Origin of the sequence: Bradyrhizobium sp. 186, assembly GCF_023101685.1 — a bacterium.
Classification (GTDB): domain Bacteria; phylum Pseudomonadota; class Alphaproteobacteria; order Rhizobiales; family Xanthobacteraceae; genus Bradyrhizobium.
Map to the genome: position 1 here is coordinate 4,676,168 of NZ_CP082164.1, position 22,779 is coordinate 4,698,946.

Here is a 22,779-nt window from a genome sequence, read left to right on the forward strand (position 1 = left end):
ATCGGTGGTGCGAAATCGATCCGGCTGGACGACTGACGCCAGCCCCGCGATGATCGGTATCCGCCGTTCGGAATTGGGCCGTGCTTGTCGGCATAGGCTATGATGACCGCGCGTACTGCTGTTCGATGTGTTAGATACGGGCTTTGGAAGGCGCACCGCGCGGTGCGGGATTGCACCATGATCGACTGGGATGACGTTCGCTACTTTCTTGCCGTCGCGCGCGGAGGCTCGGTGCGGGCTGCCGCCGAGCGCCTCGGTGTGAACCACGCGACCGTGCTGCGACGCATCGCCCAGCTCGAGGAACGCCTCGGGGTGCACATGTTTGAAAAGCTGCCTTCGGGCTACCGCCTGACGGCTGCGGGCGAGGAGGTCCTCGAGTTCGCGGACCAGATGGAAGCGTCGTCGCACCTGCTGGAGACGCGCGTCTTCGGGCGCGACCAGAGCGTGCGCGGGCTTCTGCGGGTGACGCTGGCGCCGCCCCTCGCGACACATCTGCTCATGCCGGACTTCGCCGATTTCGCGCATCTGCATCCGGACATCGAGATGGAAATCTTGTCGTCCGGCGAGCTGGCAAATCTGACCAACCGAGAGGCCGACGTCGCGATCCGCGTCGTCTACGACCGCAAAACCCTGCCGCTCAATCTTCACGGCCTGAAGGGACCGGAGTTGTTCGGAGGCGTCTACATGTCCCGGGATCGACTAACCGCGTGGCGTGCGGCCGCGCCTGATCCCATCCGGTGGATTGTCATAAGCAGTCATGGAATCCCGGATTGGGCCCGCGAGGTTCGCACCACGGGGGTTCCATTCAGGACCACGGACGGCGAGGCGCAGATCGTTGCTGTACGGCAAGGGCTCGGGATGACGACACTGCCGTGTTTCGTCGGAGATGCCGACCCCCTACTGGTGAGGGTGCCGGGTACAGACCTGCACATGCACGGAACGGTTTGGCTTCTCACACAGGGCGAGACACGCAAGACGAAGCGCGTGCGGCTCTTCACCGAGTTCGTATCCCGCAGGCTCTCCGCGTACGCTCCGCTTCTCGCGGGGCTGTCCATATCGCGCGACTGACGCCCGGCAGGTCGCCGGCGACGCTTGCCGTAATCCGGTCGGAAGCCGAGCTGTGATCGCTTGAAGCGGCGTCGTTCAATCCGCGAATGTTGCGCCGTATCGCAACCGGCGCGAGGGGCCACACCACTGACGGCGACGGACTTCACCATCGCTGACGGTCTTTTTGGCAGGCTGGAGACGCCGCTTTTGCGGAGAACTCCGAGGAAAATAGACCAACCGATATCGATAGTCTTTGAAACCGAGCAAATCGCGGATCGCCGAAATTCTCCTTTGAATTCAAGAGCAAGAATTTCTGACGGATCCGGGATACGGTTCTTCGTCGTCAGCGGAAAGATTTTCCTCGATGGATCAATGCGTTATGATGCTTCAGAACAATCGAGTGGGAGTAGGGGGAAGACATAGCCTGTCGCAGTCCAGCTACGACATAAAGATTTGGACCAAGCTGTCCTGCCTGCGCTTGCCACAATCGGCTTCCGGTTATAACCTGATGTAGGTTATACTTCACTCTCGGGTGATTTCTCGTGAACTTCAACCTCTATCTCGATGATCAAACCGCCAAGGAATTGGACCAAACGGCCAAGAAGCTGGGCGAGACGCGCAGTGGGTTGATCCGCAAGGCGCTGCGCGAATGGCTGGACAAGAAGACACTCGGCAGTCCCGGCTGGCCATCGCTGATCCTGGAGTGGCAGGGCGTTCCCGACGTGCCACCATTCGAATCGTATCGCGGCGAATTGCTGTCACCGCTTGAAGACGACTTTTCGTGAAGTATCTCCTCGACACCAATGTGCTGAGCGACTTCGCGCGCGGCGAACGAGCCGTAACGGCGCGGCTCCGTCAGGAAGCGCCGCAGCAATTGGCCGCTTCGGTGATCACGGAGTTGGAAGTCGAGTATGGTTTGGCGCGCAATCCCAATCTGACACCTCGCGTGCGAGAAGCCATGCGGATGCTTCTGAACACGATCTCCGTTTTGCCGTTCGAGCGCGAAGATGCCCGTGTAGCGGCGCAATTGCGTGCAAGCTTGAACAGCCAGGGGACGCCCATCGGAGCGTATGACCTGCTCCTTGCGGCCTGTGCCTTGCGGCGGGGGCTCAAGATCGTGACGCACAATGCGCGGGAATTCGTTCGCGTCGGCGGGCTCGGGCTTGAGGATTGGCATAGCCCGTAATCTCCGCCCCGCAATCTGCCTTGGAAGGGTCGCTCTCTCCCGAGACCCTTTTGTGAACGGAATGAGTCTCGATGAAATCCACGCACCGAAAACCGAATCTCGTTGCCAAGCCGAACAGGGAACCCAAGCTCTCCCGCACCCATGCTCCAGCGGATCTGTCGCCGCTGGACTGGCAACGCGGTTTGCGCCGACAGTTTGGCCGCGAGCAGACCTTCGGGCTTGAAAATCTGACCGGCGAACCGTTTTTCTCCGAGTTTCGGGTCAGCAATCCAGCGTCGAAATCCAGCTATCGCGTCGCGATTCGAGGCTTGGGGCCGGGCGGCAATTTCTGTTCTTGCCCCGATTATGCCACGAGCGAGCTGGGGACCTGCAAGCACCTCGAATTCACGCTTGCGCGGTTGGAGAAAAAGCGCGGCGCAAAGGCGGCGTTCACGCGCGGCTATCAGCCTGCATTTTCTGAACTGTATTTGCGCAATGAAGGCAAACGCTGCGTGCATTTTCGCGCAGGAACGGATTGCCCGCCGGCGGTAAAGGAGGCCGCCGCCGGCCTGTTCGACGCCGAACGCGGCGGGATGCTGTCGGAGGGGCGTTTCGGCGAGTTGGAACGCTTCATGGCCATGGCGTCGAAGTGCGGTCATGAGCTGCGCGCTTATGACGACGCGCTCGATTTTGTCGCGGGAAGACGGGACGCGGATCGCCGGGCCTCGAAGCTGGAGCAGCTATTCCCGCGCGGCGCAGCCGATGCAAAGCTGCGGGCGCTTCTGAAGGTCCCGCTTTATACCTATCAAGCCGAGGGCGCGCTGTTTGCGGTGCGGGCCGGTCGGGCGTTGATCGGCGACGACATGGGACTTGGCAAGACCATACAGGCAATCGCCGCGACGGAAATACTGGCACGGCATTTTGGCGTCTCGAAAGTTCTGGTGATCTGCCCGACCTCCCTCAAATATCAGTGGCAAAGCGAGATTGCGCGCTTCTCGGGACGGAAGAGCAAGAATGCGGCACGCGTTATCGGCGGCGGCCGCGCGCAGCGGCAGAAGGACTATGCCCTGGACGACTTCTGCAAGATAACAAACTACGAGAAGCTCAAGCCCGATCTCGACCTGATCGCCGCATGGTCGCCCGAACTGGTTATCGTCGATGAAGCGCAACGGGTGAAGAACTGGAACACTATTGCGGCACGCGCCTTGAAACGTATCGATAGCCCCTATGCGATCGTGCTGACCGGTACGCCCCTGGAAAACAAGCTCGAGGAACTGATCTCCATCGTCCAGTTCGTCGATCAGCATCGGCTGGGACCAACCTGGAAGCTGCTGCACGAGCATCAGGTCAAGGACGAAGCCGGGCGCGTCACCGGCTATACCGGGCTGGATAAGATCGGCCAAACGCTAGCGCCGGTTATGATCCGCCGCCGCAAATCCGAGGTGCTGCGCCAATTGCCCGCCCGGACCGACCAGAACCTGCTGGTGCCGATGACCCAAATGCAAATGGACTACCATCAGGAAAACGCCGACGAGGTGGCGAAAATCGTTCGGCGCTGGCGCAAGACCAGGTTTCTGTCGGAGATGGATCAGCGGCGACTGATGATTGCCCTGCAGAACATGCGCATGTCGTGCAACAGCACCTATCTGCTGGACCAGGAAACCGACCATGGCGTCAAGGCCGACGAACTGGCGGCACTGCTCGACGAATTGTTCGCCGATCCCGAGGCCAAGGCGGTGGTGTTTTCGCAGTGGACGCGGACCCATGACATCGTCATCCGCCGTCTCGAAGCGCATGGACACGGCTATGTCAGCTTCCACGGCGGTGTACCGTCAGAGAAGCGGCCGGCACTGATCGAGCGGTTTCGCGACGACCCCGCTTGCCGGGTGTTCCTGTCCACCGATGCCGGCAGCACGGGCCTCAATCTGCAGCACGCTTCGACGCTGGTGAACATGGACCTGCCGTGGAATCCGGCAATCCTCGAACAGCGCATCGCACGCATCCATCGCATGAGCCAGGCGCGGCCGGTGCGGGTCATCAATTTCGTGGCAAAGGGCACCATCGAGGAGGGCATGCTTTCGGTGCTGGCGTTCAAGCGATCGTTGTCGGCAGGAATTCTCGACGGTGGCAGTGGTGAGATTTCGCTCGGCGGTTCGCGCCTCAACCGCTTCATGAAGGACGTGGAAAGCGTCACCGGAAGCATGGGTGAGAGCGAGGCCGTGACGCCGGCTGAGGAAATCAGGAATATCGTCACTGCTGATGACACCGGGTCCGGGGAAGATATAAATGTGGATGTGAACGATGGCGCTGGCGAGACGGCGATCGCGCAGGCTGATGGGGCTGGAGCTTCATCGCGCGATACGGCTTCCGATCCGTGGCAAGCCCTGGTGCAGGTCGGTGCGCAGTTTGTTGCCGCACTGGTGGCTGCCAACGACCCCAAGGCTGACCCCAAGACTGTGGCTCATCCCTGGATCGAGCGCGATCCGGCAACTGGCGCGCAAAGCCTCAAAATGCCGCTGCCCTCACCGGAGACCGCGCGACAACTTGCCAATGCACTTTCTGCACTCGCGGACGGCCTGCGCGGCAAGATTGCGTGACGATGCGTCGTTTCGCCAACATCTTGGGAATTACGGGGAATTACGGTGACACTCAATACCATAAGGCCAATCGCTGGTTGAGAACGGCCAGCCAATGCCGTCGTCCCGACCGGCGCAGGTACCCGGCGCAAACGCGGGATGTCGGCCGTGCGACGTCATGATACGACCTCCGCATCGCCCCTTCGGAGCCGCCCCATGTCCGCTGCTACCTCCCCCAGCCAACCACCCGCAACCGCCACCGAGACCGATCCGGAAGCGCTTGGTTGGATGAGGGGCTTCCCCCCGGCACCCGATCGCACCATCACCTTCCAGAACGGCTCCTTCCGCAGCTTCCCCGAGTTGCGCTGGGCCTGGAGCAACATCCGCCAGCTGGTGCCGACCGTGAACGTTTGGCGCGGGGCAGGGCCCGCGTCGGTGCTGCAGCGTGAAGACCATGACATCGGCGCGTCGGCCTCGATCACCATGGATGGCCGTCCCATGACGTTCGCGAAAATGCTGGAGGAGACCTATGCGGACGGCATCGCCGTGCTGCATCGGGGCAAGCTGATCTACGAACGCTATTTCGGTGCGCTGAAGCCGCACAAGCCGCATATCGCGATGTCGGTCACGAAATCCTTCACCGGCGTGCTCGCCGGCATTCTGGTTACGGAGGGCAGGATCGATCCGCAGGCACAGGTGGCGGACTATGTGCCGGAGCTGAAGGCCAGCGCGTTCGGCGATGCGCGCGTGCACGAGGTCATGGATATGACTACGGGGCTCGAATACACCGAAGTCTACACCGACAAGAACTCGCACGTGTGGGGCCTGCGGCGTGCCAATGGCATGGCGCCGATTCCGCCTGATTATGACGGCCCGACCACCATCTTCGATTTCCTCATGGCGCAGACGAAGCAGGGCGAGCACGGCAAGGCCTTTGCCTACAAGACCGTCAACACCGACGTGCTTGCCTGGATCTGCCGGCGCGCGAGCGGGATGACGCTGTCCGACCTTCTCTCGGAACGCATCTGGGCCCCGATGGGTGCGGAGGAGGACGCGCATTATCATGTCGACCGCATCGGCACCGAAAGCGGCGGTGGCGGCCTGTCCACCAGCTTGCGCGATCTTGCCCGCTTCGGCGAGACGATGCGCAATCACGGCCGGTTCAACGGCCGCCAGATCGTGCCGTCATCTGTTGTCGAGGACATCGCGCGCGGCGGCGATCCCCAGAAGTTCAAGCCGGCCGGCTACACCACGTTGCCCGGCGCCTCCTACCGCAATCAATGGTGGGTCACGCACAATGCGCACGGCGCCTACATGGCGCGCGGCGTTCATGGCCAGGGCATCTATGTCGATCCCAAAGCCGAGATGGTGATCGCACGCTACGCCTCGCATCCGGTTGCCGGGAACGCCGCCAACGACCCCGTGACGTTGCCGGCCTACATGGCGCTGGCGAGGGAGCTGACGGCTGGCGGGTAAACGCGTGGGGTGCCCGGCGATCACCTGGCATCCTCGTAGCCCGGATGGAGCGCAGCGCAATCCGGGACGGACCAACCGCATCGCGCAACTGCCTGCGTGGTACGAATCCCGGATTACGCTATGCTCCATCCGGGCTACGGATTCTGCATGGATGCAAACAGACATGCCTGAAAGCGGTCGTGGTCGATCCATGCCAAACCGCAAGATCGGTCGAGCAAATTATCGCCGTCCGCGACTATCTGGAGCCGCCACGGAGGGGACGATGAAGGCGGCGTTGCAAAACTATCAGGACAGGATGCGGCGGGTGCTGGACCATATCGACCGGCATCTTGACAGTGATCTGGACCTGGAAACGGTGAGCGGTGTTGCGGCCTTCTCGAAGTTTCATTTCCACCGGCAGTTTACGGCGACCTTCGGGTTGTCAGTGCATCGCGATGTCCAGCTTGCCCGGTTGAAGCGCGCTTCGCACCGGCTGGCCTACAGTGACGCCCAAAGCGTCACGGACATAGCGATGGATGCCGGTTACGATGCACCCGACGCCTTCGCCCGCGCCTTTCGGCAACGGTTCGGGCAATCGCCTTCGTCATTCCGGAAATCTCCCGACTGGGAGCCGTGGCTTGCGGCCTTCGGGCCTCTCGACAACGCGAGGAGCAAGCTCATGAAGACGTTTACCACTGACGACGTGACGATACGCGATGTGCCACCCACGAAGGTCGCGATCATGGAGCATCGGGGGAGCCCTGCGACGCTCGGCGCCACCATTCAGCGATTCATCGCCTGGCGCAGGGCCGCTGGCCTGCACCCCAGGACAAGTCCGACCTTCAATGTCTGGCGTTCCGAGCGGCGCCCTGCATCGCCTGCCGATTACAGCACGGACCTCTGCGTTGGGACCGACCAGCCGATCGAGGCAAACGGCGACGAGATCAAGGCCGGCGAGATCCCTGGCGGACGCTGTGCGGTGCTGCGCGTCGTCGGCAATACCGACAATCTGGAGCCCGCCGCGCTCTACTTTTATCGCGACTGGCTTCCGGCCAGCGGCGAGGAAGCCCGCGACTTCCCGATCTATTGCCAGCGGCTGAGCTTGTTCCCGGAGGTGCCGGAGCATGAGGCGGTCGCGGACGTTTTCTTGCCGCTGAAATGATGTGGGGCGGATGAGCCGCAAGGCGTAATCCGCCACCTCTCTCGCCGTGCCGCGCTGATAGATGGCGGATTAGCGTCCCTAGTCCGCCCTATAGGGTCTGCGCTCAAACCGCGCGTGTCAGTGAAAGTCGTTTACAACTTCAGGGTGATATGTCAGAATAAAGCACGTCTCCGGCAGGTCTTCATTGCGACTTGCTGCACTCAATTAGAGTCCTCATGGAGGGCTGTCGCCTGACCAGATTGTTTTCAGTTGTTCTCGTCCAGCTTGCCGTCGCTGTTCTCGGGTTGGTATCAGTCCACGCGCAGAGTCCGGTTATCGTCGCGGAGCCCGCCAGGGGCGGCGCGGTCGATGGCGTCAGTGAGAACTCCGACGCGTTCATCTGGCGCCTGCTCACGCAATTCGCCGCGCCCGTCTCAAGCACGCAAGCCTCGCCCGTCGTCTTTGAAACCTGGGCGTCGGATGCCGACACCTTCTCGAAGACGCCGCATTGGCCTGAAGCGGGCACCCCGATGCGGCTGCACGCGAGCGCGCTTGCCACCTTCAAGGCGGTGACTCCGGATGCTGCGAACGCTCATCTCCCAATTGACGTTCCCTGCGCCACGCCCGGCAATGCGCCGGTCGGCGGCTTCCCGACCAGTGGCAACCCAAAACCCTGCATCGGCGAGCAGACCAAGCGAAACCGGCCGATGTTCGATTACATCGTCACCAACGGTCTGAACACGCAGGCGGGGCTCGCCGACGCATTCGCCAAATCGTTCAAGGTGGAAATGCCGCCGGAGTCGATCGCGGTGAAGGGCGACTGGGTTCCGGTGCCGACATTGCTGCAATGGATCCCGAGCATCGGCGGCGCCGGCAACGTCGCGAGACTCTATCACACGGCGACGGTCGATTCCGTCGAGTACGCGCTGGTGTCGCTACATGTCAGCAGCCGGCAGAATCCGAACTGGGTCTGGGGCACGTTCGAGCACCACCTCAATCCCGGCCGCTGCGACTTCATGGGATGTTTCGACAGTTTCGGCGCTGAGATTCCCGCCGTCCTGCCCAACAAGACCGCGTTCAACTCGCAGTATGGTACGTGTCTCAAGACGCCGGCCCTGAAGGCGTTGATGGCGGGCGCGCATCTGTCGCCGGTCTGGGAGAACTACTGCCTGAAATCGACCCAGGTCGACTACACGACGGCCGACGGAACGCCTTATGTGCTGGGCAATTCGGTGATCGAGGGCATCGTGGGCAACGGGACGATCGCCGCATCGTCCTGCATCACCTGCCACGCCTATGCCTCGTTCGGGCCTGCGGGAAAACCCACCGTCACCCCCATGCTTCCGTTCAATCCGACGGGAAAGCCGATCTCGGCCGTCCTGGCGGGATCGCAGACATTCGCGTTCATGTGGGGCGTGCTACTCGCACCGTGAGCGGTCACCCCCGCGACATCTTCTCGAACTTCTTCACCAGCCGCTCGCGCTTCAGCCGCGACAGCCGGTTGATCCAGAACATTCCGTCGAGCTGATCGATCTCGTGCTGGTGGCAGACGGCGCGTAAACCATCCGACTCCTCCGTCTGCATGTTGCCGTCGATATCCTGATAGCTGATCCGCACGCGCGCGTGGCGCTGGACCTCGTCGTTGACGCCGGGCATCGAGACGCTGCCTTCGCGGTGCATGATCATCTCGGGTGAGGCCCATTCGATCTGCGGATTGACGTAGGTGCGAGCGCCGTCCCTGGCGTCGAGCTCGAGCACCACGACCCGCAAGGGCACGCCGATATGCGGCGCGGTGATGCCGATCCCGGGCGCCGCGCGCATGGTCTCGAGCAGATCCGTCGCCAGCCCTCGCAGCGTGTCGTCGAATTTGGCGACGGGGCGCGCCGGCATCGCGAGCCGGCGGTCGGGATAGCGGACGATGGGGCGAATGGTCATGCAGGCTCCTACCACTCACGGGCTGTTGAAGCATCTCGTTGTTGACGGCCTACCAACTGGAAGGTAGTTGTTGGCTTATGAGCAACGTTTCCTCGACCGCCGACGACATTCTGGCCTGCGCGCGCACGCTGATCATTGCTGGCGGCTACAACGGCTTCAGTTACGCCGACGTGGCCGAGATCATCGGAATACGCAAACCGAGTATCCACCACCATTTCGCCAGCAAGGTCGACCTGGTCCGCACCCTCGTGTCGCGGTACCGCGAAGAAGCCCAGGCGGGACTGGCGGCGCTCGAGCGCAATATCTCGGACCCAGGCGAACAACTCAGAAACTATGTCGCGTATTGGGAGTCGTGCATCAAGGACGCGACGGCTCCCTTCTGCGTTTGCGCCCTTCTTGCCAGCGAGCTTCCGATCTTGCCTGAGGACGTGGCGCTTGAAGTCCGGGCCCACTTCCGCTCCCTGGCCTCCTGGCTGACCTCGGTGATGGAGCGCGGGAAGCGGCAGGGGAGGCTGCAACTCTCCAGCACCGCTCGGGTCGAGGCGGAAGGCTTCATGGCGACCGTTCATGGCGCAATGCTGTCGGCGCGCGCCTACGGCGATCCAAAAATGTTCGGTGTGATCACCCGGCCGCTACTGGATCGGCTTTCTCCCAGGCACTGAGACACATCGGCAAGCAATCTGCGTGTCGAGGCGAGTTTGCTTCGCGCGATAGACTACCAACTAGTAGGTAAAGGAGTGACTATGAAGGATCGTCAGTTGGACATGGCGCGCGCTGAACAGGAACAATGGCTGACGCTTTACTACTTCCTTCGCGCGGCGGTTTCGGTCGTCTGGGTCGTCGCTGCGTTCGCCGTCGGCCAGTCTTCTGCGGTGATCGCCGGATTTTTGCTCGTCGTCTATCCGGCATGGGACGCCGCGGCCAACCTGCTGGACGCATTGCGCAGCGGCGGGTTGAATCAAAATCGCACGCAGGCTCTGAACGTCCTGGTAAGTCTGGCGACCACGGTTGCGGTCGTTGTTGGCTTGCAGATGAGCATGAACCGGGTGCTCGGCGTTTTCGGTGCATGGGCGATCCTGTCCGGATTGCTCCAGCTCGGAACTGCGGTCCGGCGCCCGAGAAGTTTTGGTGCGCAGTGGGCCATGGTGCTCAGTGGTGGCCAGTCAGCCCTGGCAGGCGGCTTCTTCATCGTTCAAGCCGCGATGCCTGCGCCTCCGTCGATCACGAATGTTGCAGGCTATGCCGCGGTCGGCGCGCTCTACTTCCTGGTCTCGGCGCTCTGGCTCACGGTAAGCGAATGGAGGCGTCGTGCTGAGCGGGCTTAGCGGCGTGCGCCTGGAGAGTGATGCGATTGCGTTGGCGGGATGATGACATGGTGCCGGTGTTTTGCCCGACGAGTCAAATCGCGGCTTGGTAATGTCACAGGCATCGTAAGTCATTGATCCAGCTGCCGCCGGCTACTTTGCATGGGGTTGTTTTCGATATTTTTGTTGGAGACTGCTTCCGAAATTGCCCCGCATCGACGCATCGCATAACAATGCCGCCAACAAGAAGCGTCGACAACGGAGGAAGCAACTCATGCGCACGATCCTGATCGCACTGGCGGCGGCCATGACAGCGGCAACGCCGGCCGCGGCCGACTATCTGGTCAAGGAGGTCGGCAGCTTCCACATTGGCGGACACACGGAAACGCTGAACGGACTTCCGTCCAAGGAGATCGTGTTCTCTCCCGGCGCCCCGCCGATCAAGGTCGATCCGAACGGCGAGTTCGAGGTCGAGCAGATGTATGTCCAGTTCGTCAAGCTCGCGCAACCGAAGTCAAAATTGCCGCTGCTGCTCTGGCATGGCGGCGGCCTTTCCGGCGTCACCTGGGAGACCAAGCCCGACGGCAAGCCGGGCTGGCAGCAGTACTTCCTCAATGCGGGCTATGACGTCTACGTCTCGGATGCGGTCGAGCGCGGCCGTGCCTCCTGGGCGCGCTATCCCGAGATCTTCAAGAGCGAGCCGTTCTTCCGCCCCAAGAAGGAAGCCTGGGAGCTGTTCCGGATCGGGCCGAGCTATGAGGTCGGCGCCAAACGCGAGGCGTTCGACGGTGAGCAATTCCCGGTCGAGGCGTTCGACCAGTTCGCCAAGCAGGGTATCCCGCGCTGGGCCACGAATGACACTGCGACGCAAAAAGCCTATGACGCGCTGGTGCAGAAAGTGTGCCCGTGCATCATCCTGGTGCACAGCCAAGGCGGCAATTTCGGCTTCACCGCCGCGCTCAACGCGCCGGACAAGGTGAAGGCGCTGATCACCATCGAGCCGTCCGGTGCGCCGGATCCCGCCAAGGCTGATGCCGCCCGCCTCAAGGGCGTGCCGCATTTGATCGTATGGGGCGATTTCCTCGACCGGGTCCCGGTCTGGTCGAAGCTCGTGGTCAATCCGACCAAATGGAGTCAGGCGATCGCGGCTGCCGGCGGCAAGGTCGATACGTTCGAGCTGCCCAGGATGGGGATCAAGGGCAACACCCACATGATGATGATGGACCGCAACTCGGACGACATCGCCAGGCTGGTCAACGACTGGATTGAAAAGCAGGGATTGGCGAACTAGCCGCGGGAGAACGATGCAAGGCTGCCGACGTCGTGACGGTCCGCCTTGCAGATGAGTCAGAACAGCTCGTCAGAAAATTTGTGGAACACGCTGGTCTCGATGTCGGCCCCCGCGGTTCCCGTTCGTCTTCCACCCAGAGAGACCTGACGGGAGACCAAAAATGACCCCTTCCAACTATCGCTGGGTGATCGTCGCCGCCGGCGGCTTGCTCGGCTGCGTCGCGATCGGCGGCATGTTTTCGCTGCCGGTGTTCCTGCAGCCGATCGCCAAGGACACCGGCTGGTCGGTGACCGGCATCTCCAGCGCGATGACGATCGGCTTTTTGGCGATGGCCTTCACCAGCATGGCCTGGGGTACACTGACCGACCGGTTCGGGCCGCTGCCGGTGGTGCTGACGGGATCGACGGTGTTGGCGCTGAGCCTGTTTGCCGCGAGCCACGCCACCTCGCTGCTGGCGTTCCAGTTCGTGTTCGGCCTGCTGGTCGGCGCCTCCTGCGCCGCGATCTTCGCGCCGATGATGGCGACTGTGACCGGCTGGTTCGACACCCATCGCAGCCTGGCGGTGTCGCTGGTCTCGGCCGGCATGGGCATGGCGCCGATGACGATGTCGCCGCTCGCGGCCTGGCTCGTCTCGAACCATGACTGGCGCACCTCGATGCAGATCGTGGCGCTGGTGGTCGGCGCCATCATGATCCCGCTCTCGCTGCTGGTCCGCCGCCCGCCGGCGCTCGCGCACGCGCCGGCCGCGCGGTCGGGCGGGGGCGCCCCGCACAACGAGATGTCGATGGGCGAGGCGCTGCGCTCGCCGCAATTCCTCATCCTGCTCGCCACCAATTTCTTCTGCTGCGCCACCCATTCCGGCCCGATCATCCACACCGTCAGCTATGCAGTGAGCTGCGGCATTCCGCTGATCGCGGCGGTGACAATCTACAGCGTCGAGGGTTTTGCAGGCATGGGCGGCCGCATCGCCTTCGGCCTGATGGGCGATCGCTTCGGCGCCAAGCGCGTGCTGGTCTCCGGCCTCCTGTTGCAGGCCTTCGGCGCGCTCGCCTACGTCTTCGCGCATCAGCTCGCGACGTTCTATGTTGTCGGCGCCATCTTCGGCTTCATCTATGCCGGCACCATGCCGCTCTATGCCGTGCTCGCGCGTGAAAACTTTCCGCTCAAGATGATGGGCACGGTGATCGGCGGCACGGCGATGGCCGGTAGCCTCGGCATGGCGACGGGTCCGCTCGCCGGCGGCCTGATCTACGACGCGTTCTCGAGCTACGCCTGGCTCTATATCGGCTCCTGGGCGATGGGTCTCGGCGCGTTCCTGATGGCGATGACGTTCCGCCCGTTCGCAAAGCCGCAAGGCGAGGCGGCGCCGGCGACCGCGTAAGCAGGTTCATCGAGGCGTCGCGCTAGAGCTGCGCCTCGATTGCGGCCTTGTCGAGCACGGACCACACTTGCCGGATTTTTCCGTCGCGGAACTCATAGAAGACATTCTCGCAGAAGGAGACCCGCTTGCCGTTCACATCGAGCCCCAGGAATTTTCCAACCGGCCTGCAATCGAATGTCAGTCGGGAGGCGAGGTGGGGCGGATCGCAGATCAGCAGCTCGATGTTGAAATGCAGGTCCGGAATCTCGCGAAAATCCTGCTCCAGCATCGCGCGATAGCCTGCCAGCCCGAGCGGTCGCGCGTTGTGGGCAACGTTGTCATGAACGAACTTGCCGAGCGTCGGCCAGTCCTGCCGGTTCAGGCAGGCGATGTAGTTGCGATAGATATCGGCGAGGTCGGCTTTGGTCATAGCAACGCTCCTGCGGCCACGGCCACCAACGCGGCAGGAGCGGTTTCGACGCCCCGCTCAGAGACGTTTTTCGAAGAACAGGTCAGGGTAGGGGTCGTCGTTGAAACGCGAAATCTCGCTCCAGCCGCTTCGGCGGTAGAGCTGGCCCGCTTCCGCCAGCGCGCTGTTGGTGTCGAGCCGCAAGAGCGCGATGCCGAGATCGCGCGCTGCGCTCTCGGCCGCGTCCATCAGGCGCCGGCCGAGCCGCAGTCCGCGCGCGGCGGGTGCGACCCACAGCCGCTTGATCTCGGCGTAGCCGTGATCCGTTCCCTTCAGGCCGACGCAGCCGATCGGCAGCATGTCCGACATCGCGACGACGAACGTGCCGCGCGGGCGAACCATGTCCGCGGCATCGGGATCGCGCGACAGCGAGACGTCGAATCCTTGTTTGAAGCGGCGGCCGAGCTCGGCATAGTACTCGCCGAGGCAGTAGCGCGACGCGTCGCTGCGCGGGTCGATCTCGTCCAGCGCGATCCGGTCGCGCGTCAGCGCGGAGGCGATCAAGTCCATCGCCGCCAGCAACGCCTCCCGTTGCGAATGGCGGCCGAGAAAGTCTTCGGCCTGCGTGTTCGACAGCGCCTCGTAGGCCGCGAACTCGCGCCGGCCCGCGCGCGTCAGCTTCGCGACGCGGCGGCGCGCATCGTCCTCCTGCGCCGTGGTCTCGATCAGTCCTTCGTCCTCGAGGCTGCGCAAGAGACGGCTCATCAGCCCGGAATCGAGCCCGAGATAGTCGCGGATCTCGGCCACGTCCGAACGCCCATGCCCGATCGCGTTGAGCACCCGCGCCGCGCCAAGCGGGCGGCCGCGCCCGAGAAACGAGGTATCGAGCGCGCCGACCGCGGAGGTGACGGCGCGGTTGAACCGGCGGACGCGGGAGACGGGATCGAGCATGATATCTGACTTTAGTCAGATAATGATTTCTGTCAATAAAAAGGCAGATCTTTCGTCCCTGGTTCCTGCGGTCATTTCCTGTTGGATAGCGCGCATTCGCGGCTTTGTTCGCGCCGCGGACGGGAGTATGTCTGGACGACGGTCCGTCCATACTGGAATCTGCTCGCGTGCTCGCCAACGTCGTCAAGCGCAAGGATCTCTATAATTATTTCACCCGCTCGGCGTTCGAGAAGGGCCATGCCTATCAGCTCCAGGCGCGCGTTTCGGGATTGGAAATCAGCGACGACCTGACGCGCGTCGAGGCGGACGTCGAGGGCAGCGAGGTCGACGATTACGCCGTCGATATCCAATTGAAGTTCAAGGACGCGCAGCTCGTCGGTCTTCGCGGCAATTGCAGTTGCCCGATGGCGTCCAATTGCAAGCATGTGGTGGCGACGCTGCTCGAGGCTATCAGCGAAGGGCAACCCTCTGCTGGGCTGCGTCTGCCGCCGCGGTCAACCGCCCCGGCGCGGCCGCCCGGCGTTCTGCCCTACGAAATCAACAGCTGGCTCGAAAAGCTCGGCAGTGCGGTCCGCGGCGACGACTATCCTGCCGAGTTGAATCAGCGGCTGCTGTATCGTCTGTATCCCTCCGACGAACGCGCTCCGATGCCTGTCCTGGCGATAAGCCTGCTCTCGGTGCGGATCCTGAAGAACGGCGATTTTTCGGCCAACTACACGCAGCCCCACGTGGTGGATTTCTCTCCCGACCGCGCGGCCAAATATTATCGCGACTCCGACCTCGACATCCTGTCGCAGCTCCACGCCCGCGCCCGAGGGCAGTCGTTCGGAGCTGTCCCACAGTCTGCCGGATTGTTGCAAATGATCGTTGCCACCGGCCGTGCCTTCTGGCTCGACCATGAGCGAGCGCCGTTGCGCTGGGGTGAAGAGCGTGAAGGCCGCATCGAGTGGCGTCAGGTCGGTACGCGAGCGGTCGCGCCCCACCTGATCGTGCCGGACGTGGTCGCACTTAATGCCGAGCCTCCGGTCTATGTCGACGAGAGCACCGGGACGATCGGGCCGGTTGCCCTGGACATGCCGCCGCGGCTTGCCGGTCATTTACTCTCCGCGCCGTCGATTCCGCGGGCCGAACTCGATGAGGTGTCGCGCCAACTCGGTCGAAGATTGCCTGTACGGCATCACGATCTGCTGCCGTCCAAGCCGGCGCAGGCAACGAAGATCGACGCGCCGCCGGTTCCCGTTCTGCGCTTGATGCCCGGCAAGGAGAGCCCAATCGCGTTCTACTATCGCAGCCGTGAGCAGAAGAGCGATCCCATCGGCATTGCGCAGCTGCATTTCCGCTACGGCCCGGTTGAGATCGAATCGACCAAGCGGGGGGCCCGGCTGGAGGCGTTTCACGCCGGACAGGTTTATGAGATCGTGCGACGCCAGCCAAAGGAGAAACAGGCGCGCAAGCGGCTGACCGATCTCGGTTTGATCGCGGCGAGGTCCCGATTTCAATACCTGGACCACCGCCACGACGGGGATCTGACGCTGGCGGACCCGGGTGACTGGTTTGATTTCCTCAACCTTGACGTTGCGCAGCTGCAGACTGAAGGCTTCGAGATCATCGTCGATGATCAGTTTCCGTTTCGGCTGGCCCAGACCTCGGGCGACTTCGATGCCGAATTCGAGTCGAGCGGCATCGACTGGTTCGAATTGGCGCTGGGCGTCGATATCGATGGCGAACGCCACGATCTGGCGCCCCTGATCGCGGAGTTGGTGTCGACGCCCGACTTCACTCCCGACTTGATCCGAGAACGGGCCGAAGCTGGTGACTCCTTCTTTTTACCGCTGGCGGATGGACGCTATCTGGCGTTGGCGGCCAATCGCTTTCTCCCGCTGGTTCTGGCGCTTCACAGTCTGAGGCTGAGCGGCTTTGACGCGTCGGGCAAGATCAGGCTGTCGCGCGCCGATTTGGTCCCGCTGCTCGGACTGGAGAACGAGCATTTCGCATTCCGGGGAGCCGATAATATTCGTCGTCTCGCCGGGTTGCTTCAGACGCGTGGGCTAGTCCCGCCGCCTTTGCCGGACAGTTTCCGCGCCGAACTTCGACCTTACCAGGCCCAGGGCCTCGCATGGTTTGAGCTCCTTCGCGAAAGTGGCCTCGGAGGTGTGCTGGCCGACGATATGGGGCTCGGCAAGACGATCCAGCTTCTGGCCCTGCTCGCGCTCGAGAAAGCGCGCGGCAATCTCGCGCCGCCCGCGCTGATCGTCGCGCCGACCAGTCTGATGACCAACTGGTTCAACGAGGCGCAGAGGTTCGCACCCGATCTGAAGGTGCTCGTCCTCCACGGGCCCGATCGCAAGCAGAACTTCGAGGCGATCCCGGATCACGACGTGATCGTGACAACCTATCCCTTGATTGCGCGGGATCGCGAGGTGTTGTTGTCGCGCGAGTGGCACATTGCGGTGCTGGATGAGGCCCAGACCGTGAAGAATCCCGATGCCGCAACGACGAGGTGGCTCCGTGACGTCAAGGCGCAGCACCGCTTCTGCCTGACCGGAACGCCGATGGAAAATCATCTGGGCGAGCTTTGGTCGATCATGAGTTTCGTCAATCCGGGCTATCTCGGCGACAAGGCGGCCTTCTCGCGGCAGTGGCGAACCCCGATCGAGAAGCGTGCCGACAAAGCACGCTCCGCCGCATTGGCGCAGCGTGTGAAACCCTTCCTGCTGCGCCGGACCAAGACGGAGGTGGCGACGGAGTTGCCGGCCAAAACCGAGATCATCGAAACCATCGTGCTCGAGGGCGCGCAACGCGATGTCTACGATTCGATCCGGCTCTCGATGTCGCGCAAGGTCCGCAAGGCGATCGAGGAGCGCGGTCTGGCGAAAAGTCATATCGTTGTCCTGGAAGCCTTGCTCAGGATGCGGCAGGCGTGTTGCGATCCGGCGCTCCTGAAACTCGATGACGGGCTGGACCGGCCATCCGCCAAGCTCGACCGGTTGATGGAAATGGTGCTTGAGCTGCTCAGTGAGGGCAGGAAGATCATCGTCTTCTCGCAATTCACGTCCATGCTCGATCTGGTCCGGAAACGCTTCGATGCCGAACGGCTGCGCTACAGCACGCTCACCGGAGATACCAAGGACCGCAAGAAACCGATCGAAGCCTTTCAGGGCGGTGCGACCGACGTTTTTCTGATCAGCCTGAAGGCCGGCGGCGTCGGCCTCAATCTCACCGCGGCAGATACCGTGATTATTTTCGATCCCTGGTGGAATCCCGCCGTGGAGGAACAGGCGATCGATCGGGCCCATCGCATCGGACAGGACAAGGCCGTTTTCGTCTACAGGCTCGTCGCCTCCGGCACGATCGAGGAGAAGATGGACGAACTCAAGGCCCGGAAGCGCGCTCTCGCTGACGGTCTGTTCGATCGTGAAGGCCGGATGGCGTCAACGCTCACCGAGGATGACGTCAAGGCCTTGTTCGACGCGTGATGGCATGAGGCCCGGCAAAGCCCGAGCCTGCGCGCATGCCTCACTTCACCGGCGTCAGCGGCGGCTTGCCCTTCTCGACGATGTACGTCGCAAGTTCACTCGCGGTCACCGTGCCGACGTTCCGCAACGCAAGCCGACGGCGAGAGGAAGCGATAACCAAATCGCAGAAGATATCCAGCCTCAGTTCTTCGCCTTCCGTGCAGGACGTAGCCGATCGCGCGGAGCGGATAATCCGGCCGCACTTGCCATCACCTGTCGGCTGTGTTGAACAATCGGCATGGATCGCTTCGACACCATGCGCCTGTTCGTCCGCCTCGTCGAAAGGCGCAGCTTTACGGCCGCCGCAGCCGATCTGGGACTGCCGCGTTCGACGGCGAGCGAGGTGCTGCGGAGCCTGGAGGCACATCTCGGCGTGCGTCTGCTCGAGCGCACCACGCGGCATGTCATGCCGACGCTCGACGGCGACGAATATTATCGCCGCTGCGTCGCGATCCTGTCTGACGTCGAGGAGGCGGAGGCCGCGATGCGCGACGCGCAACCGCGCGGCCTGTTGCGCGTCGATGCGCATCCGCTGCTGACGCGCACCTTCATCCTGCCGAAGCTGCCGGACTTCCTGGCGCGCCATCCGCTGATGGAGTTGCAGATCGGGCAGGGCGACCGTCTGGTCGATCTCGTGCGTGAAGGCGTCGATTGCGTCATCCGCGCCGGCCAGCCCGAGGACAGTGGCATGATCCAGCGCCGCCTCGGCACCATCGCTGAGATCACGGTGGCAAGTCCGGCCTATCTCGCGAAGCACGGCATGCCGTCATCGCCGGATGCACTCGACGGGCATCAGATGGTCGGCTTCATCTCGTCGCGGACCGGCGAAGTGCTGCCGTTGGAGTTTTCGATCGGTGGCGCCTTGCGCGAAGTCGTGCTACCGAGCCGGATCAGGGTGAACAATTCCGACACCATGGCCGACCTCGCGCGGCTCGGCTTCGGCCTTGTACAAGCCCCGCGCTATCGCTTCGTGGACGATCTCGCGAGCGGCACACTGGTCGAGGTGCTCTCCGGCCATCCACCATCGCCGACGCCGCTGTCGGCGCTCTATCCGCAAAACCGCCAGCTCACGCTGCGCCTGCGCGTGTTCCTCGACTGGATCGGCCGCATCTTTGGTGAGGCTAGACTCTAGTCCAGCCCCAGCGCCTTGCGCGATTTGCGCGTGAGCCTTGCGACGATCAGGGCATGCGCCTGCGCGAGATAGGCCGTGAGTTCTGCCTCGGGCAGGGCGTTGTTGCTTACGAGCTGCACCCATTTGGCGCGTGCGAGATACGGCGCCGGGCGCGCCATGCCGTGCTCGATCAGCATCGCATAGGCCATGTTCGAGGTCTTGAACATGTAGCCGCCGGAACGCGCGGCAAAGCCGCCGCCGAGCGCGAACATCTTGCCGCCGACCTTGAACACCGACGTGCCCTCCCACTGTACCACCTTGGTGACGGCGGCCAGGCGCAGGCAGCGTGCTTCGAAGGCTCTTGGAGTCATGGCGGGAGCGATAGCACGGCGCGCGGGGCTTGCAACGCCCTAGCGGCCGAGTGCGGCGAAGGCGGCGATGGTGCGGTCGACCGCGCTGTCGTCGATATGGCGGTGGGTGACGAGCCGAAGCTGGTTGGCGGCGCTCGCCTGCACGAGAACGCCATGCTCTTTCAGAGCCGAGGCCCAGGAGGGCGCCTTACGCGCGCCGGCGGAGAGGTCGATGCGCAGGATATTGGTCTGGACCCGCGCGGGTTCGGTGAGCGAAGGATCGAGCCAGCTCAATCCCGTCGCAAGCCGCTTTGCCCTGGCATGATCGTCCCGCAGCCGTTCGATCATCGTCTCCAGTGCCACGAGGCCCGCGGCCGCGACGACACCGGCCTGGCGCATGTTGCCGCCGACGAGCTTGCGGAAGCCTCGCGCCTTCGCGATGAAATCGCCGGAGCCGCACAGCAGGCTGCCGACCGGTGCGCTCAGCCCCTTGGACAGGCAGAACATGATGCTGTCGGCATGCACGGCGATGTCGCGGGCCCCGACGCCGAGTGCGACGGCGGCATTGAACACCCGTGCGCCGTCGAGATGCACGGGAACGCGATGCGATCGGCCGAGCGCCTGGATGCGCTCCATGTGGGACAGGGAGAGCACCATCCCGCCGGCGCCGTTGTGCGTCGTCTCCATCGCGATCAACCCGACCCGGGTCGAGGCGAGCGACAGCCGGACCGTCTCCTCGAGCGCCGCTTCATCCATCGCGCCCTGGTGGCTCGGCACGGGCGTCGGCACCAGTCCCGCGATCCGCGTGACGCTGCCGATCTCCGAGTTGAGGAGATGCGCGCCGCCATCGGCAAGAATGACCGCGCCGGGCTCGGCATGGACGAGCATTGCGAGGAGATTTCCCATCGTGCCGCTCGGCACGAAGAGGGCAGCCTCCTTGCCCGTCAACCCCGCGCCGCGCGCTTCGAGCTTACGGACAGTGGGATCACCCTCGCGGCCGTCGTCGCCGAGCGGCGCGCACTGCATGCGTTCCAGCATCGCCTCGGTGGGATGCGTGACGGTGTCGCTGCGCAGGTCGACACAGGACTGCTCGGCGGCCATCACGCGTCCTGCACTTGCAGTGCGGTCGTCGCGGGCCGTGTCTCATCCACCGGCTCGCCGTCTGCGAACCGCTCGACCAGCTTCACCGCGACCGTATTGCCGAACACGTTGATCGCGGTGCGGCCCATGTCGAGGAAGGCATCGACGCCGGCGATGATCGCGAGGGCCTCGATCGGCAGCCCGATCGCCGACAGCACCATGGCGATGGCGACGAGCCCGCCGGAGGGGACATTGGCGCTGCCCTTGCTCGCGATGGTCGTGACCATGACGATGGTGAACAGCGTCGACCAACTCAGCGTCACGCCATAGGCTTCCGCCAGGAAGGTGACGGCGAGCGCGAAATACATGATGGCGCCGTCGCGGTTGAAGGCATAGCCGAGCGGCAGCACGACCGAGACGATGCGCTCGGAGACGCCCATGGCCCGCAGCTTTTCCATGTGCAGCGGCAGCGTCACTTCCGATGAACGGGTGGAGAACGCCAGGATCATCGGCTCCATCACCGCCCGCGTGACGGCAAGCGGCCTTTCACCGATCGCGAGCAGCATCAGCCAGAAGATCACGACCATGATCGCGAGCCCGAGATACATCACGGCGACCAGCTTTGCGAGCGCGACCACGGTGGCAAGCCCCTGGGTCGCGAACAGCCAGGCCATCACCGCGAAGATGGCGATCGGCGCGAGGTTGGTGATCCATCTGGTGATCTTGAACATCGCCGCGATCACCGCTTCGAGCACGGCGATCATGGGCTCGCCGACCTTGCCGACCGAAGCCAGCGCGAGACCGAACAGGATGGCGAAGACGAGTGTCGGCAGGATCTTCTGCTCGGCCATCGCCGCGACGATGTTGGAGGGAATCTGTCCATGAAGAACTTGATCCAGTCGACCGACACCGCCAGATTCTGCGGCACCTTGCCGGTTGCGGCCAGCGGCGCGCCGGCGCCGGGATGAAAGGCGGCGTTGAGGAGAAGGCCGATGACGATCGAGATCACGGTCGCGACGTAGAAATAGCCGAGGCTGATCGCAGCGACGCGGCCGAGAACGTTCAGCTCGCTCCCCATCCGGTAGATGCCGAGCGTGACCGAGGTGAACACGACGGGGATGACGATCATCTTCACGCCCTCGACGAAGGCGGTGCCGACGGGGCGCAGGCTTGCGCCGACATCCGGCCAGATCAGTCCGACGCCGAGGCCGAGGGCGAGGCCGACCAGCATTTGAAACACGAGCGGCAGTCTGAACAACGGCCGGATCATTCGCCAACTCATGCTTGATGGTCTCCTTGTCCGGGATATTGCGCGCGGATCGCGCCCAGCGCCGTGAGGCGCGCGTCGAAGGCCGACGACAGATGTCGCCACATGCGCTGCTGCGCGGCGTCGGGGGTGCCGGTTTCGATCGCGGCATAGATGTCGAGGTGTTCGCCGACCGCCTGACGCGTCCGTTCGACGCTGTATTGCCGCATCTTCTGAAGCGCCAGGCCGCTCTGGGCGCGCAGATTGTCGTAGGCCTGCGCCAGCCGGTCATTGCCGGTCGCGCGGAACATTTCGTCGTGGAAGGCCCAGCCGGCATGCTGCGCGTCCTCGACATCGAGAGTCGTGCTCTGCTGGATCCTGCGCAGCTCGCTCGCACAGTGCCGCAAGGCGTCGGTCGGTCCATGCGTCGCCGCGAGATAGGCCGCCATGCCTTCCAGCGCGAGCCGCAATTCGTGGATCTCGCGCAGATCGTCGAACGACATATGCCGCACGAACGTGCCGCGCATCGGATGGATGGTGAGCAGGCCGTCCTTGGCGAGCGCCTTCAGCGCCTCGCGGATCGGCGTCCGTCCCAGCGTCAGCCGGGTCGACAGGCTGCGTTCGGAGAGCGGCTCGTCCGGGGCGAACTCGCCGGAGATAACGAGGTCGCGAAGCAGGGCATAGGCGCGGTCGCGGTCGAGGGAGGCGGAGGACCAGCGACATGTCAGTGTGATGTCAAGCCCGTCGCCCGGATTTCACCGCCTGAGCGAGGTCTTGAGGGACAATCACGGAGCGCGGAGCCGCCCTAAAGCGCGATGAGATGAGGATGAATCATCATCGCGC

At 63.4% G+C, this 22,779-nt stretch carries 20 protein-coding genes and 1 pseudogene; 13 read left to right on the top strand and 8 right to left on the bottom strand.

Annotated elements, in window-relative coordinates; translation table 11 throughout:
- Positions 1 to 177: 177 nt before the first annotated feature.
- The 7 genes from IVB18_RS22270 to IVB18_RS22300 all read left to right on the top strand — a co-directional run bounded on the left by IVB18_RS22270 (position 178) and on the right by IVB18_RS22300 (position 8,817).
- Positions 178 to 1,068 (top strand): LysR family transcriptional regulator, encoded by an 891-nt coding sequence (locus IVB18_RS22270; protein ID WP_247991091.1) that lies wholly within the window; start codon positions 178 to 180, stop codon positions 1,066 to 1,068.
- Positions 1,069 to 1,589: 521 nt separating this feature from the next.
- The gene (locus tag IVB18_RS22275) at positions 1,590 to 1,832 is read left to right on the top strand and encodes a ribbon-helix-helix domain-containing protein (RefSeq protein ID WP_247991092.1); all 243 of its coding nucleotides are present in this window, start codon (positions 1,590 to 1,592) and stop codon (positions 1,830 to 1,832) included.
- Positions 1,829 to 2,233: a type II toxin-antitoxin system VapC family toxin gene (locus IVB18_RS22280; RefSeq protein ID WP_247991093.1), complete on the top strand. Its 405-nt coding sequence runs from the start codon at positions 1,829 to 1,831 to the stop codon at positions 2,231 to 2,233. Before IVB18_RS22275 ends, IVB18_RS22280 begins: the two co-directional genes overlap by 4 nt.
- A gap of 71 nt (positions 2,234 to 2,304) precedes the next feature.
- Positions 2,305 to 4,809: a DEAD/DEAH box helicase gene (locus tag IVB18_RS22285; protein ID WP_247991094.1), complete on the top strand. Its 2,505-nt coding sequence runs from the start codon at positions 2,305 to 2,307 to the stop codon at positions 4,807 to 4,809.
- Positions 4,810 to 5,004: 195 nt separating this feature from the next.
- A complete protein-coding gene (locus IVB18_RS22290) occupies positions 5,005 to 6,264 on the top strand; it encodes a serine hydrolase (RefSeq protein ID WP_247991095.1) in 1,260 nt (419 codons plus the stop codon).
- 262 nt (positions 6,265 to 6,526) lie between these two features.
- The gene (locus tag IVB18_RS22295) at positions 6,527 to 7,405 is read left to right on the top strand and encodes an AraC family transcriptional regulator (RefSeq protein ID WP_247991096.1); all 879 of its coding nucleotides are present in this window, start codon (positions 6,527 to 6,529) and stop codon (positions 7,403 to 7,405) included.
- Positions 7,406 to 7,620: 215 nt separating this feature from the next.
- Entirely contained in the window at positions 7,621 to 8,817 is a 1,197-nt protein-coding gene (locus tag IVB18_RS22300; protein ID WP_247991097.1) for a hypothetical protein, read from the top strand.
- Between the two features lie 4 nt (positions 8,818 to 8,821).
- Here the strand turns inward: IVB18_RS22300 and IVB18_RS22305 are convergent, their stop codons facing one another.
- Complete coding sequence (locus tag IVB18_RS22305; protein ID WP_247991098.1) at positions 8,822 to 9,319, bottom strand: peptide deformylase; 498 nt, start codon at positions 9,317 to 9,319, stop codon at positions 8,822 to 8,824.
- 77 nt (positions 9,320 to 9,396) lie between these two features.
- On the opposite strand from IVB18_RS22305, the gene IVB18_RS22310 reads away from it, so the two are divergent.
- The 4 genes from IVB18_RS22310 (at position 9,397) to IVB18_RS22325 (ending at position 13,295) form a co-directional block, all read left to right on the top strand.
- On the top strand, positions 9,397 to 9,981 hold the full coding sequence (locus tag IVB18_RS22310) for a TetR/AcrR family transcriptional regulator (protein WP_247991099.1): 585 nt from the start codon (positions 9,397 to 9,399) through the stop codon (positions 9,979 to 9,981).
- An 81-nt stretch (positions 9,982 to 10,062) separates the two neighbouring features.
- The gene (locus IVB18_RS22315) at positions 10,063 to 10,644 is read left to right on the top strand and encodes a DUF308 domain-containing protein (RefSeq protein WP_247991100.1); all 582 of its coding nucleotides are present in this window, start codon (positions 10,063 to 10,065) and stop codon (positions 10,642 to 10,644) included.
- Between the two features lie 253 nt (positions 10,645 to 10,897).
- Positions 10,898 to 11,914 (top strand): esterase, encoded by a 1,017-nt coding sequence (locus tag IVB18_RS22320; protein ID WP_247991101.1) that lies wholly within the window; start codon positions 10,898 to 10,900, stop codon positions 11,912 to 11,914.
- A gap of 160 nt (positions 11,915 to 12,074) precedes the next feature.
- Positions 12,075 to 13,295, top strand: a complete 1,221-nt coding sequence (locus IVB18_RS22325) for an MFS transporter (RefSeq protein WP_247991102.1) — start codon at positions 12,075 to 12,077, stop codon at positions 13,293 to 13,295.
- Positions 13,296 to 13,317: 22 nt separating this feature from the next.
- On the opposite strand, the gene IVB18_RS22330 is transcribed toward IVB18_RS22325, so the two are convergent.
- Entirely contained in the window at positions 13,318 to 13,704 is a 387-nt protein-coding gene (locus tag IVB18_RS22330) for an ester cyclase (protein WP_247991103.1), read from the bottom strand.
- A 57-nt stretch (positions 13,705 to 13,761) separates the two neighbouring features.
- Complete coding sequence (locus IVB18_RS22335; protein WP_247991104.1) at positions 13,762 to 14,634, bottom strand: bifunctional helix-turn-helix transcriptional regulator/GNAT family N-acetyltransferase; 873 nt, start codon at positions 14,632 to 14,634, stop codon at positions 13,762 to 13,764.
- A 167-nt stretch (positions 14,635 to 14,801) separates the two neighbouring features.
- Between IVB18_RS22335 and IVB18_RS22340 the strand changes: the two genes are divergently transcribed.
- On the top strand, positions 14,802 to 18,110 hold the full coding sequence (locus IVB18_RS22340; RefSeq protein WP_247991105.1) for a DEAD/DEAH box helicase: 3,309 nt from the start codon (positions 14,802 to 14,804) through the stop codon (positions 18,108 to 18,110).
- Between the two features lie 277 nt (positions 18,111 to 18,387).
- On the top strand, positions 18,388 to 19,281 hold the full coding sequence (locus tag IVB18_RS22345) for a LysR family transcriptional regulator (protein WP_247991106.1): 894 nt from the start codon (positions 18,388 to 18,390) through the stop codon (positions 19,279 to 19,281).
- On the opposite strand, the gene IVB18_RS22350 is transcribed toward IVB18_RS22345, so the two are convergent.
- From IVB18_RS22350 to IVB18_RS22370, 5 genes and pseudogenes are all read right to left on the bottom strand, one after another.
- The gene (locus IVB18_RS22350) at positions 19,278 to 19,631 is read right to left on the bottom strand and encodes an MmcQ/YjbR family DNA-binding protein (RefSeq protein WP_247991107.1); all 354 of its coding nucleotides are present in this window, start codon (positions 19,629 to 19,631) and stop codon (positions 19,278 to 19,280) included. The two genes, IVB18_RS22345 and IVB18_RS22350, sit on opposite strands and share 4 nt — an antisense overlap.
- Positions 19,632 to 19,670: 39 nt before the next feature.
- Positions 19,671 to 20,711, bottom strand: a complete 1,041-nt coding sequence (locus IVB18_RS22355; RefSeq protein ID WP_247991108.1) for a low specificity L-threonine aldolase — start codon at positions 20,709 to 20,711, stop codon at positions 19,671 to 19,673.
- Positions 20,711 to 21,589 (bottom strand): dicarboxylate/amino acid:cation symporter, encoded by an 879-nt coding sequence (locus IVB18_RS22360; protein ID WP_346732673.1) that lies wholly within the window; start codon positions 21,587 to 21,589, stop codon positions 20,711 to 20,713. The genes IVB18_RS22355 and IVB18_RS22360 overlap by 1 nt, the downstream gene beginning before the upstream one ends.
- Positions 21,590 to 21,612: 23 nt before the next feature.
- Positions 21,613 to 21,972 (bottom strand): annotated as a pseudogene (locus IVB18_RS22365) (cation:dicarboxylase symporter family transporter); the annotation flags it as partial.
- Entirely contained in the window at positions 21,969 to 22,670 is a 702-nt protein-coding gene (locus tag IVB18_RS22370) for a GntR family transcriptional regulator (RefSeq protein WP_346732674.1), read from the bottom strand. The gene IVB18_RS22370 and the pseudogene IVB18_RS22365, both read right to left, overlap by 4 nt.
- Positions 22,671 to 22,779 lie beyond the last annotated feature (109 nt).